This is a genomic window from Paracoccus sp. MC1862 (genome assembly GCF_016617715.1).
Lineage (GTDB): Bacteria > Pseudomonadota > Alphaproteobacteria > Rhodobacterales > Rhodobacteraceae > Paracoccus.
In genome coordinates this window covers 157,409-169,471 of the sequence record NZ_CP067225.1, presented here as the reverse complement: position 1 = coordinate 169,471, position 12,063 = coordinate 157,409, and the positions used below count along the sequence as shown (strand labels likewise).

The 12,063-nt window shown below is 65.0% G+C and carries 13 protein-coding genes; 9 read left to right on the top strand and 4 right to left on the bottom strand.

The genetic code is table 11. The annotated features are described in order from the left end of the window. The first annotated feature begins 2 nt into the window (after positions 1–2). The 9 genes from JGR78_RS00820 to JGR78_RS00780 all read left to right on the top strand — a co-directional run bounded on the left by JGR78_RS00820 (position 3) and on the right by JGR78_RS00780 (position 7,260). Entirely contained in the window at positions 3–260 is a 258-nt protein-coding gene (locus JGR78_RS00820; RefSeq protein ID WP_182806178.1) for a PaaI family thioesterase, read from the top strand. Positions 261–302: 42 nt separating this feature from the next. After that, positions 303–1,298 carry an IS1595 family transposase gene (locus JGR78_RS00815; protein WP_182806291.1) on the top strand — a complete coding sequence of 332 codons (996 nt, stop codon included), beginning with the start codon at positions 303–305 and terminating at the stop codon, positions 1,296–1,298. A gap of 30 nt (positions 1,299–1,328) precedes the next feature. Continuing rightward, entirely contained in the window at positions 1,329–1,634 is a 306-nt protein-coding gene (locus JGR78_RS18530; protein WP_182806261.1) for a PaaI family thioesterase, read from the top strand. After that, positions 1,621–2,589 carry an MFS transporter gene (locus tag JGR78_RS00805; RefSeq protein WP_200559384.1) on the top strand — a complete coding sequence of 323 codons (969 nt, stop codon included), beginning with the start codon at positions 1,621–1,623 and terminating at the stop codon, positions 2,587–2,589. Before JGR78_RS18530 ends, JGR78_RS00805 begins: the two co-directional genes overlap by 14 nt. Further along, the gene (locus JGR78_RS00800; protein WP_200559383.1) at positions 2,577–2,846 is read left to right on the top strand and encodes a hypothetical protein; all 270 of its coding nucleotides are present in this window, start codon (positions 2,577–2,579) and stop codon (positions 2,844–2,846) included. Before JGR78_RS00805 ends, JGR78_RS00800 begins: the two co-directional genes overlap by 13 nt. Before the next feature lie 206 nt (positions 2,847–3,052). Then, entirely contained in the window at positions 3,053–3,982 is a 930-nt protein-coding gene (locus JGR78_RS00795; protein WP_182806277.1) for an IS1595 family transposase, read from the top strand. Continuing rightward, entirely contained in the window at positions 3,975–4,994 is a 1,020-nt protein-coding gene (locus JGR78_RS00790) for a P63C domain-containing protein (protein WP_182793947.1), read from the top strand. Before JGR78_RS00795 ends, JGR78_RS00790 begins: the two co-directional genes overlap by 8 nt. 446 nt (positions 4,995–5,440) lie before the next feature. Beyond that, complete coding sequence (locus JGR78_RS00785; RefSeq protein WP_182793486.1) at positions 5,441–6,337, top strand: NADP-dependent oxidoreductase; 897 nt, start codon at positions 5,441–5,443, stop codon at positions 6,335–6,337. Between the two features lie 53 nt (positions 6,338–6,390). Next, complete coding sequence (locus tag JGR78_RS00780; RefSeq protein WP_220495427.1) at positions 6,391–7,260, top strand: alpha/beta fold hydrolase; 870 nt, start codon at positions 6,391–6,393, stop codon at positions 7,258–7,260. Positions 7,261–7,335: 75 nt separating this feature from the next. Here JGR78_RS00780 and JGR78_RS00775 read toward each other — a convergent pair whose 3' ends face one another. From JGR78_RS00775 to JGR78_RS00760, 4 genes are all read right to left on the bottom strand, one after another. Then, positions 7,336–7,755 carry a hypothetical protein gene (locus JGR78_RS00775; RefSeq protein ID WP_182806008.1) on the bottom strand — a complete coding sequence of 140 codons (420 nt, stop codon included), beginning with the start codon at positions 7,753–7,755 and terminating at the stop codon, positions 7,336–7,338. A gap of 63 nt (positions 7,756–7,818) precedes the next feature. Beyond that, positions 7,819–9,039: a pyridoxal phosphate-dependent aminotransferase gene (locus JGR78_RS00770; RefSeq protein WP_182806005.1), complete on the bottom strand. Its 1,221-nt coding sequence runs from the start codon at positions 9,037–9,039 to the stop codon at positions 7,819–7,821. Between the two features lie 9 nt (positions 9,040–9,048). Then, the gene (locus JGR78_RS00765) at positions 9,049–10,587 is read right to left on the bottom strand and encodes an aldehyde dehydrogenase family protein (RefSeq protein WP_182806003.1); all 1,539 of its coding nucleotides are present in this window, start codon (positions 10,585–10,587) and stop codon (positions 9,049–9,051) included. Positions 10,588–10,603: 16 nt separating this feature from the next. Beyond that, positions 10,604–11,974: a VOC family protein gene (locus JGR78_RS00760; protein ID WP_182806001.1), complete on the bottom strand. Its 1,371-nt coding sequence runs from the start codon at positions 11,972–11,974 to the stop codon at positions 10,604–10,606. Positions 11,975–12,063: the final 89 nt, after the last annotated feature.

Here is a 12,063-nt window from a genome sequence, read left to right as displayed (position 1 = left end):
CGATGGACAAACCGCAAGAAGATGCGCCCGATGGCCTCCAGCAGCTCCGCGCGATGATCGCAGGCGGGCTGCAGCCGCCGATCGGCGCGAAGCTGGCGTTCGACCTGGTCGAGGTCGAGCCCGGCCATGCCGTCTTCGAAGGGACGCCCGATCGCAGCGTCTACAATCCGCTTGGATCGGTGCATGGCGGTTACGCCGCCACGATGCTCGACAGGGGCATGTCAGCAAAATCTGTTGGTGAGGCTTCGCGGCTGGCATGATCCGCTAACATTGCTCGTCCCTGTCATCGGAGGAGCGCAGCCGTGCCGAACCATCCTAAGCGTCGAAGCAAGCTGGATCGGCTGCTCGATCAGATCAAGAGACTTGCACCCAACCAGATCGCCGAGGCCGAAAGGGCGCTGAAGGAGGCCCGGCAGCATGCCGAAGCCCGTGTCGAGATCGACGGAGCGGCAGTGGATCGCGCTTGCCCCTGGTGTGGCGGCGATGACCGCCGCAAGTGGGGCCGCACCGAACGTGGCGAGCAGCGCTGGCGCTGCAAGGACTGCAAGCGGACTTGGAGCGGCCTGACAGGGACCCCAGCCGCGGGCGTCCATCGTCCGGATCTGCTTCTTGAGGCGGTCAGGGACATGTTCGGCGATGCTCCGCTCTCCTGCCGCAAGCTGGCCAGGAAGCTCGGGATCTCGCGCGATACTGTCTGGCGCTGGCGCATGCGGGTGCTATCCGCGCTGCCAAGCGCCCCGGTCGAGGTATTCCAAGGAATCGTGGAAGCCGACGAGACCTTTCAGCGCGAGAGCCGCAAAGGCAGCCGGGAATGGGTGCGCCCTCACAGAGCGCCCAACCTCCACCCGCAACCGCCCCGCCAACGCTGGCGCGACTACGGCCGGCAGGGTCCGCCGCAGGCGATCGTCCGGCGTTTCCTCAAGCCTGTTCTGGGGGTCGCAGACCGGAGCGGCCGCGCGAACCTCACCTACATTCCCGACACCCGGCAACCGACGATCGCCGCGGCACTCCTGCCCCAGGTGGCGCCGGATGCCTTGCTGCTATCCGACGGCGCGCCGCAATATCAGGCAATCGCCACCGCCGCCGGCCTGGGCTACTGGATGCTCGTTGGCGGGCGCAGGAGCTTCCGCACGCCGGCAACCTACCACCTGAACACCATCAACTCGCTCCACGCGAGGTGGAAGGAGTTTCTCAAGCCGTTCCGAGGTCCGGCGACCCGGAATCTCGACGGCTATGCCCGCTGGCTCATCGCCCGGCGGGAGGGATATCTCCCGGCATTCCGCAGGCTTCTCGCATGATCAGGAAAGAGACCAACAGGCTTTGCTGACATACTCCTCGACAGCGCCTGCGGCATCGCGGTCCACTCGCAGCTCGGCGCCAACCGGGGATATACCACGCTGGAACTCAAGGTCTCGTATCTGCGCGGCCTCAGCGAGCGCAGCGGGAAGGTGCGTGCGACCGGCCGAACCGTCTCGGTCGGGCGTCGCGTCGCCTTCGCGGAAGCGACGCTTCACGATGGCGACGGACGGTTGTGTGCGACGGCAACGTCAACGCTGCTCGTGTTCGACGTCGAGAACCGCCAACGCGCCAAGGATCTGCCCATGACCGTGAGGGGCGAGCATGGCCAAGGTTGATGTCGATCAGGTCGCCGCACCCGGCCCGCGCGATGCGCTGACGGCCGGCCGTCTGGTGCTGCTGGCAAGCCTGGCCGCTTTGGGCGCGCTCGCCACCAACATCATGTTGCCTGCCTTTCCGGCGATGGCAATCGACCTTGGCGTGGCTCCGGGCGATCTGGCATGGACCTTGAGCAGCTTCTTCACCGTCTTCGCCGCCGGGCAACTGTTCGTCGGCCCGCTGGCCGACGCATTCGGACGGGCGCCCTTCGTCTTCGGCGGGCTGGCGGTGTTCGTCGCGGGCAGCGTCATCTGCGCGCTCGCGCCGACGCTGCCGGTGCTGATCGCCGACCGCGCGATCCAGGCGCTGGGTGCCTGCGCAGCGTCGGTGCTGGCCCGCGCCATCGCCCGCGACCTCTATCACGGACCGCAGTTGACCCGTGCGCTGGCGCTGGTGATGATCGCGATGGCGGCAGCGCCGGGCTTTTCGCCGGTGCTCGGCACGGGAATGGCGGCGGCGTTCGGGTGGCGCAGCACCTTTGTGTTCGTTGCGGTGGCGGGCGTTCTCGTCGCCCTGCATGATCGGCTGATCGCCGGGGAGTCGCTCTCGCCCAGTCACCGCCGCCCGGCATGGCCGCAGGCAATCGTCCGCAGTTTCGCGGGGCTGCTTATTGACCACCGCTTCATTTTCCCGGCGCTCGCCGTCAGTCTGGTGATCGGCTGCCTCTACAGCCTCTTCGGCGCAGCACCGGCGATCCTGATGATCGACATGGGGCTGAGCGCGCCCGGCCTCAGCATCTTCTTCGCCGCCACCGTTTTCGTGGTGTTCGGCAGCGGGCTCCTGACGGCGCGGCTGGCCCGGCGTTGGGGCGCGCCAACCGTGGGCATGGCCGGCATCCTGATCGTGATGTCGGGGGCCTCTGGCTTGCCCTTCAAGGTGCAGCGCCAACGCAGCCGCAATTCATGGCGGCGGTGACGCTGTTTCTGACGGGCATGGGCCTCATCAATCCGATCGGTACCGCGATCGCGCTTGAACCCTTTGGCGACCGGGCCGGGATCGCGTCGGCGCTGCTCGGGTTTTTGCAGATGGCATTTGCCGCCGTGGGAACGGCGATCATCGGCGCGCTGCCGGTCGGTCCGGCTACGGCCCTCGCCTGGGTGGTCCTCAGCGGGACGACATTGGCGGGTGCCGCGTTTTTTCCAATGTTACGGACAGAAAGCTCGGAACGATGACTGCCGGATCATGGGATAGCCATTTTGAACAGGGCTTGGGCGCCGCGATCATGGCCCGTTGCACCCTCAACCTGACGTGGGAGAGCACCTATGAAAGCCTTCATTCTCGACCGCTATAAAAAGGGGGACTATATAGATAACTAGCCAAATTTCGCTTGGCGGTCGTGGCTAGCTAGATTATAAAGGTTCCAGAAGGAGCCCGTGCCATGACGAACCCCGAGACGCTCTCGACATTCCAGTTCTTCCAGAAGTTTCCTGACGAGGAAGCCGCTCGAAAGCATTTCGAGGCGCAGCGGTGGAGTAAAGAGCCGGTCTGCGGCCACTGTGGTTCTGTCAACGTGACAGAGGTCAAGGGCCACAAGCCGATGCCTTACCGCTGCAAGAATTGCCGGAAGCATTTCAGCGTTCGCACCGGCACGGTCTTGGCCGAAAGCCGCCTGCCGCTCCAGAAGTGGCTGCTGGCGATCTACATGCTGACCAGCGCGCGCAAGGGCATCCCAAGCACACAGATGGCCCGAGAGTTGGGTGTTACCCAGAAGACGGCGTGGTTCCTCGCGCAGCGCATTCGGGAAACTTGGCTAAAGGATCGCGGAGATTACATGGACGGCGATCAGATGCAGGTTGACGAAACCTACGTTGGCGGCCGTGAGAAAAACAAGCATTCCAGCAAGAAGCTGAACGCCGGGCGCGGCACAGTCGGGAAAACCGCAGTGGTTGGCATCCGCTCCGCATTCGGCGAGGTCCGGGCTGTCGTTGTCGAGAACACGAAGGCTGCTACCCTTGAGCGGTTTGTGCGCGAACACTGCAAGACCGGCGCAACCATCGTAACGGATACTCATGGCGGCTACATCGGCCTTGAGGCTGCGGGCTTCCAGCACATCCGCATCAATCACTCGGCTGGCGAGTATATCCGCGACATGGCCCATACCAACGGTATCGAGAGCTTCTGGGCCCTCCTCAAGCGGGGTTACATTGGCGTCTATCATTATATGAGCACCAAGCACCTGCACCGCTATGTGAAAGAGTTCTCCTTCCGGCACAATACTGCCAAGATCGGAACGATGGACTTCATTAACATGACCATCGCCCGCATGGCTGGCGAGCGCCTTACCTACAGAGGACTAATCCATGCCTGATGAAAAGAGCGCAATCGAGCCGATTGATGCCAGCTTTGACGAGGTTGTTTCCGCCATCGCGCCTAGGGCCCGAAGGAAGCAGAGCGTGGCTAGCAGCAATGCTGATAGTGACGCAGGACCTCCAAACGAGGCAACCCACAGAGGAACCCTCCAGATAGGGCCCGTGAGCATCCCTTGCGCCGTCTTGCGGGACGGAACTCGTATTCTGTCCGAAAACGGCATCGCCAACGCCCTAGGGGGCAGGAGCGGGGCAGCCAAGCGCCTCAAGACCGCAGCGGCGGAGGCCGGGGCCCATGTGCCTGTTTTTCTGGCCTCAAAGAGCCTTTCTAACTATGTTTCCAAGGATTTGATGGATGGGCCCCTGAAGCCCATAAGCTACATCTCTGGCGACAGTGAAGTGATCGGTTATCAGGCCGAGGCGCTGCCTGAGATATGCAACATCTGGCTACAAGCGCGCCAAGATGGCGTGCTGAACGAGCAGCAGGCAGACAGGGCCCAAGCGGCCGAGATCGTCATGCGCGGCTTGGCCAACTTGGGCGTCATCGCGCTGATTGATGAAGCAACCGGCTATCAGGACACCCGGGACCGGGACGCACTTCAGGCCATCCTCGACAAGTATCTACAAAAAGAGTTCGCAGCTTGGGCAAAGCGATTTCCTGATGCTTTCTATCGCGAGATATTCCGGCTCCGAGGCTGGAGTTGGAATGCTATGTCAGTAGCACGTCCAGGCGTAGTCGGGCGCTACACCAACGATATCGTCTACGAAAGACTCGCACCCGGCATCCTTGAAGAACTTCAACGACTCAATCCTACGCACGAGGAAGGCGGCCGGGCCCGTAAGCACCATCAGTTTCTGACGGACGATATCGGCCACCCCGCACTTGCACAGCACCTACACGCCGTTATTGGTCTAATGCGCGCTTCAGCCACTTGGGAGCAATTCAAGTCACTACTGGATCGAGCCTTTCCGAAGAAAGGGACTCAGTTGCAACTGCTCCTTTCCGACGATTGAGAAGGGGCGGAACGAGAACGAGAAGGACTCGACTCTCGGCTGCGTCACCGAGTAATCTGCAGCGGACGGCTACTACTACCTCTCAGCACCGCAACCCCTGATACGGGCGGGGGCGCGCGGTGCGATCCCGGAGTGTCAGGCTCGTTCCTGGCGATCCGCTAAAGAGGTGGCTATGGTCACTTGCGCGTGGCCGAAACCGGTGAGTGTGTGCTCATATCTCCGGTTTCGGTTTGGACGATGGGAGCATGTTATTGCTCACTGTCGTTCTTATCCGTCTCGCTAAGGTCTTGGAGGACTAGAGACGCGTGAGAAGGTAGTAGCCGTCACCTTTCGATTCACCTTACGGCTCACTGAATCTGGTGTCCACTTGAACCGTTCTAGCCGTCATTCTGGCTAGCTAAGTATATAGACCCCATAAAAAGGGGCAGTCGCTACGTCTCGGTGACGTGCCCGACCCCGTGCCGGCTGCCGACGAGGTGCTGATCGACATCCACGCGACCGCGCTCAATCAGCTCGACGCCAGAATCCGCGACGGCGCGCTCAAGCCTATCCTGCCCTACAAGCCCCCGTTGGTCCTCGGCCACGACCTTGCCGGCGTCGTCCTGTCAGTGAGTGCCGGCGTGCGCCGGTTCAAACCGGGCGATGCAGTGTTCGCCCGTCCGCGCGATGGTCATATCGGCACCTTCGCCGAACGGATCGCGGTCAACGAGGCCAATCTCGTGCCCAAACCCTCCGGTCTCTCGATGGTGGAGGCCACGGGCGTCCCCCTCGTCGGGCTCACGGCCTGGCAGGTGCTGGTCGAGCGCGCGAAACTGAAAAAGGGTCGGAAGATCCTGATCCATGCCAGTTCGGGCGGCGTCGGCACCCTCGCGATCCAACTCGCCAAGCATCTTGGCGCAACCGTCGCGAGAACCGCGAGTGCAGGCAATGCCGATCTCGTCCGCAGCCTCGGCGCGGACGTGGTGGTCGATTACAGGACGAAGGACTTCTCGACGATGCTGTCGGGCTATGATGTGGTTCTGAACAGCCTCGATGCGACAACGCTGGAGAAATCGCTGAACGTGCTGAAGCCGGGTGGCAAGCTCATCTCCATCTCCGGCCCGCCTGATCCCGCCTTTGCCAAGGCACAGAGGCTGAACGCCGTGACGCGGCTTGTGCTGCGGCTGATGAGCGCCGGTATCCGGCGCAAGGCGAAGCGAGCCCGCGTGGACTATTCGTTCCTGTGGATGCACGCCGATGGCGGGCAGCTCAGCCGGATCGCTAGGCTGATGGAGGAAGGTCACATCCGCCCGGTGGTCGATCAGACCTTCCCGTTCGAGCAACTGAACGAGGCGATGGCGTAGCTCGATACCGGCCGCGCCAAGGGCAAGGTTGTCATCAACCTCAAGTGACGAAATTGCGAAAGCAGGAAAATGAGGCCATCATTCCGAGCCACTCCGACTGGAAGACCACGCCGACCCGGCATGTCGAGGCAGCGGGCACACGCTTTGCCTATCGCCGGCTGGGACCGGAGGGCGGGATGCCCGTGGTTCTGCTCAACCACTGGGGTGGGAACCTCGACAATTTCGATCCGCGTATCGTCGAGGGGCTGGCAACCGACCCGCCTGTCTACACACTCGGCTACCAGGGGGTCGGCGAGTCGGGCGGCGAGGTGCGGCCGACGGTGGCCGCGATGGCGGCCGACACGACCGCCGTCATCCATGCGCTGGGGCTGGACTGGATCGACCTGATCGGCTTCGCGCTTGGCGGGTTCATCGCCCAGCAGATCCTGCTCGACGAACCCGATCTGGTCCGCCGCGCCATCCTGGCGGGCACAGGTCCCGCGGGAGGCACCGGCATCGACAGGGTTGGATCAGTGTCGTGGCCGCTGATCGTGAAGGGTCTGGTCACATTCCGCGATCCCAAGACCTATCTGTTCTTCACGTCCACTCCGAACGGCCGACGCGTCGCCAGAGCCTTCGTCAAGCGGCTCAAGGAACGCATCTCGGGCCGCGACAAGGCGGTGCCGCCGGCCGTGTTCCTCTGTCAGCTGAAGGCGATCACCGCTTGGGGCAAGCAGTCCCCGCAGCTGCTGAAGACGATCCGCCTGCACGTGCTGGTCGCGAACGGCGATCACGACATCATGGTGCCAAGCACGAATTCGAAAGATCTCGCCCGCCGCATTCCAGACGCCGAACTGACCCTGTTTCCAGATGCAGGGCATGGCGGCATCTTCCAGTATCACGACGCCTTTTTGACAAAGGCCAGGACGTTTCTCAACGCATAGCAGGCCGTTCCCAGCCGGGAGGCAGCGTTCGCAGAATTACGCGCAGACAAACCTGCCACTGGGATGGGCCGGCTTTCAGGCCCGCCGCCCAAGGATAGCCAAGCTTGCCGCCGGGCACGGACCCGCAGAGCTCAACTTCAGCTTGGCCACTATCTGGGTCAGGCGAACTGAACGCTCGACGGGATAGCCACTGGAGGCGCGCGTGCTCTCGGCGACCTTGCCGTACGTCTCGCTGCGGCAAGGCGGCAAGCATGAATGGACGCTCTGAAGCGTCGATCCGAGCAGGCCGAACGTCTGGTATGGGCCGGACTCGCCTCGCCGCACCTCCACTGTCTCCACGCGTGCCGCACCCAGTCTGAACAGCAGATATGGGCTTCGAAGCCGCAGCTCGTCGCGGCGGGCGAACGGCGGCTTTCGATGGATGGGCATCTCGGACGTCGCTACCGCCTCACCGGACCCCTGATGCTCGGAGGTCTCCGGTTCGGTCAGGCCCATCGTGAGATTTCAGACCTTGCGCTTCAAGACAGATGCTCTGATATCACAGGTACACGCTGCGCATCAGACCAAGGTCGCACAGGCGATCTTGATCCGGGCAAGAGCTTCCTTCAGTTCGGCCTCCGAGGTCGCGTAGGAAATGCGGAAATGCCCCTGCAGCCCGAAGGTCGTGCCCGGAACCATCGCGACATCCTTGGTCTCCAGCAGCCACGCGCAGAAGTCGCGGTCGCTGTCGATGCGCCGGCCCTCGGGCGTGGTTCGGCCGAGCAGGCCCTCGCAGCTTGAGAAGGTGTAGAAGGCACCTTCAGGGCGGCGGCAGGTGATGCCGGTGATGGCGTTCAGGGCATCCACCACGAGGTTGCGGCGCGCCGCGAAGCTGTCCCGCCGCAGGGGAAGGAAGTCCTGCGGACCATCCAGCGCAGCAACCGCCGCCGCCTGCGTGACCGAGGACGGGCAAGAGGTGGACTGGCTCTGCACGACCGCCATGCCGGCAATCAGATCGGCGGGACCTCCTGCATAACCGAGGCGCCAGCCGGTCATCGCATAGGCCTTGCTGACGCCGTTCACAGTCAGGCAGCGCGCCTTCAGCCAGGGTGCCAGCGCCAAGGGCGTGACGAAGCGGAAATCATCGTAGACGATATGCTCGTACATGTCGTCGACCATCAGCCAGACATGCGGATGGCGTTCCAGCACCTCGATCAATGGGCGGTAGTCCGCCTCGCCATAGGCGCTGCCGGTGGGGTTCGAGGGCGAGTTGAGCAGCAGCCAGCGGGTCTGCGGGGTGATCGCCGCTTCCAGCGCCGCGGCGGTCAGGCGGAAGCCGCTGTCGGCCCCGCAGGGGACGGCGACCGGCGTGCCGCCCGAGATGCGGACGATGTCGAAGTAGCTGGTCCAGCAAGGCGTCGGAATGATGACCTCGTCGCCTTCGTTCAGGCTGGCCATCATCGCGTTGTAGAGAACCTGCTTGGCCCCCGCCGCGGCCGTGACCTCGTTCGGGGCAAAGTCCAGCCCGTTCTCGCGCCGGAACTTGCCGCGGATCGCCCGCTTCAGCTCGGGCGAGCCGTCGAGCGCGGTGTATTTCGTCTCGCCCCGGCGGATGGCCGCGATCGCGGCCTCCTTGATGTGGTCGGGCGTGTCGAAATCCGGCTCGCCCGCGCCCAGGATGATGACCGGCCGCCCGGCGCGCTTCAGCGCCGAGGCCCGGGCCGTGATCTGAAGGATCTCGGACACGCCGAGATCCTCGATCCGCCGCGCCGGGCGGAATGCGGTGGTGCTGATGTCCATCGCCCGGCCTCAGATGTCGAACACGACGCCCTGCGCCAGCGGCAGTTCGCGGGAATAGTTCACCGTGTTCGTGGCGCGGCGCATGTAGCCCTTCCAGGCGTCCGAACCGCTTTCGCGGCCGCCGCCGGTCTCCTTCTCGCCGCCGAAGGCGCCGCCGATCTCGGCGCCGGAGGTGCCGATGTTGACGTTGGCGATCCCGCAGTCGGAACCGGAGGCCGACAGGAACCACTCGCTTTCCCGCAGGTCGGTCGTGAAGATCGAGGACGACAGCCCCGCGCCGACAGCGTTGTGCCGCGCGATCACCTCGTCCAAATCGCCGTAGCGCATGACGTAGAGGATCGGGGCAAAGGTTTCCTCCAGCACCGGGCCGGTCTGCGCGGGCATCTCGACCAGCGCGGGACGGACGTAGAAGGCGGCTTCAGGGGCCACGTCGGTCACGCGCCCGCCGCCATGAACGGTGCCGCCCGCCGCCTTCGCGGCCTCAAGCGCCGCCTGCATCGCGTCAAAGGCGGCGCGGTCCACCAGCGGGCCGACCAGCGCCTGGGTGGTCAGCGGGTTGCCGACCGAAACGGACGCATAGGCCTTGATGAGGCGGGGCAAGAGCTGGTCATGGACGCTGTCATGAACGAACAGGCGGCGCATGGTGGTGCAGCGCTGACCTGCCGTGCCCATGGCACCAAAGGCGATGGCGCGCAGGGCCATGTTGAGATCGGCCGAAGGGGTGACGATCCCCGCGTTGTTGCCGCCGAGTTCGAGGATCGAGCGCCCGAAGCGCGCCGCGACCTTCGGCCCCACCTGCCGGCCCATTCGGGTCGAACCGGTGGCCGAGACCAGCGCCACGCGCGGATCGTCCACCAGCGCCTCGCCCACCTCGCGGCCGCCGATGATGACCTGCGACAGCCCCTCGGGCGCGTCGCCGAAGCGGGCAATCGCGCGGTCCAGGATCGCCTGCGAGGCAAGGGCGGTCAGCGGGGTCTTCTCGGAAGGCTTCCAGACCACGGGATCGCCGCAGACAAGCGCCAGCGCCGTGTTCCAGGACCAGACGGCCACGGGGAAGTTGAAGGCCGAGATGACGCCCACGACCCCCAGCGGATGCCAGGTTTCCATCATCCGGTGGCCGGGGCGTTCGGTCGCGATGGTCAGGCCGTAAAGCTGCCGCGATAGGCCGACGGCGAAGTCGCAGATGTCGATCATCTCCTGCACTTCGCCCAGGCCCTCGGACGGGCTCTTGCCCGCCTCGATCGAGACAAGGCGGCCGAGGTCGGCCTTGGCGGCACGCAGTTCCTCGCCCAGCAGACGGACCAGCTCGCCCCGGCGCGGCGCGGGAACCTGGCGCCAGACGCGGAACGCCTCGGCGGCGCGGCCGATGGCGGCGGCAACACCCGCGGCGTCATGCTCGGGCAGCGCGGCGGTCTGCTCACCGGTGACGGGCGAAAAGCTCTTCAGCGTGCCGCCGGTGTAAAGCGCCGGATCGACGCCCAGCCGGTCCAGAACCTCCTGCGTGTCGCTGGCGATGCTGTAGGTCTTGTCGTGGATTTCGTCTTTCATCTTCGGTCCTCGTCGATCAGGCGGCGCGGCGCGCCTTGAGGCAGGCATCCACGGACGCCTGCTGGATGGCTGCATAATGGGCGAATTCGTCAAGCACCGCGACTCCGAGGTCGGCTTCGAACCGGCGCTGGTTGGGGCTGGCCCGGAACTCCTGCACGGCCCCGTCGCCCAGGTTCGACTGGAAGATGCCGGCGGCGGACACCGGCAGGAAATCCTCGTAGACGATGGGATCGCAGCGCAGCACGCCCGCGGCCAGCAGCGCCTCGGGGTCGTTGCCCGCCACCTCGCCCCGGCCGGTCAGGGACCATTCGAAATAACCCAGGCCCTGGCGGCGGATCTCGGTCCAGTCGTCGGGGAAGGCAGTGAAGACCTCGGCCAGGACCCGCATGTATTCGCCCGCGTTCGACCCATCGGCGGCCGGCACGATCCGGGCGCGGGCCTGATCCAGCAGCCGGTCGTAAAGGGCGCGACCCCTGGGCGTCAGCGCGATGCCGCGGGCCTCGATCTCGCCGAAGCGGGCGGTATGAGAGCCCGCGACCGCAGTCTCGCCGGGAAAGGCGACGTTTTCCTGAAGCGCCTTGAACGAGGTCTGCCGCAGCAGGATCGGGCAGCGGCGCGGGGGCGGCCCCTCGATCACGGCCTTGGGGGTGATGCCATGCGCGGGCATCCGGTCCTGCACGGCGTCGATGTCCAGCGTGCGCGGGGTCAGGTGGTTGATGTGCGGCCCCCGGAAGGACACCACGTCCGCGATCAGCCGGTGGGCGTCATGCAGCCGCTTGTAAAGATCGATTGACACCAGCGCGTCGGAATGCCAGCGGAAGGTTTCCAGCGCCTCGGCCACGAAACGGGCGGCGTCGGGTTCGTCCAGGCCCCCCTCGGCCTCGGCCTTCCAGATCAGCTCAAGGCAGCCGGAGGTGAAGATGTTGCGGCGCGACAGGATCTGTCCGGCCTCGGCCCGCAGGCCCGCGTCCGCGATCAGGTCGAGCCGCAGGAGCGAGGTGAAGACGCGGAACGGGTTGGTGCGCAGGGCGGCCTCGCCCACCGGGCGGAAGGCGGTGGAATGAACCGGAACGCCCGCCTCGCTGAGATCGTAATAGCCGACCGGGAGCATGCCCATGACCGCGAAAAGGCGCCGGATTGTCGCCAGTTCCTGCGCGGTGCCGACGCGGATCGCGCCGTGCCGCTCTTCCGAGATGCGGCCCAACTGGTCCGTCTCGGCCAGGTCGGCGGCGAATTGCGGGTCGCGCTCCAGCACCTCGGCATTGACCTGCGCCACCAGCGCCATGAGCGTGCCATAGGCGGGCACTTCCTCGCGGCACATGGCCGACATGGCGGCCGAGAAGCGGGCACGGATATGGTCCGGGGAAACTTTGCTGCTGCGGGTCACGACATGCCCCTGTGCTTGTCAGAAGGTTGTTTCATCTGCATAGCGCGGAAAGCAGGCCCTGAAACGCGCTGTTTGATACTTGGTTGATG

What these genes read in the sequence shown, in the direction of transcription:
- JGR78_RS00820 (WP_182806178.1), top strand. Translation starts at nt 3, where the DNA reads ATGGACAAACCGCAAGAAGATGCGCCCGATGGCCTCCAGCAGCTCCGC.
- JGR78_RS00805 (WP_200559384.1), top strand. Translation starts at nt 1,621, where the DNA reads ATGGCCAAGGTTGATGTCGATCAGGTCGCCGCACCCGGCCCGCGCGAT.
- JGR78_RS00800 (WP_200559383.1), top strand. Translation starts at nt 2,577, where the DNA reads ATGGCGGCGGTGACGCTGTTTCTGACGGGCATGGGCCTCATCAATCCG.
- JGR78_RS00795 (WP_182806277.1), top strand. Translation starts at nt 3,053, where the DNA reads ATGACGAACCCCGAGACGCTCTCGACATTCCAGTTCTTCCAGAAGTTT.
- JGR78_RS00790 (WP_182793947.1), top strand. Translation starts at nt 3,975, where the DNA reads ATGCCTGATGAAAAGAGCGCAATCGAGCCGATTGATGCCAGCTTTGAC.
- JGR78_RS00775 (WP_182806008.1), bottom strand. Translation starts at nt 7,755, where the DNA reads ATGGGCCTGACCGAACCGGAGACCTCCGAGCATCAGGGGTCCGGTGAG.
- JGR78_RS00770 (WP_182806005.1), bottom strand. Translation starts at nt 9,039, where the DNA reads ATGGACATCAGCACCACCGCATTCCGCCCGGCGCGGCGGATCGAGGAT.
- JGR78_RS00765 (WP_182806003.1), bottom strand. Translation starts at nt 10,587, where the DNA reads ATGAAAGACGAAATCCACGACAAGACCTACAGCATCGCCAGCGACACG.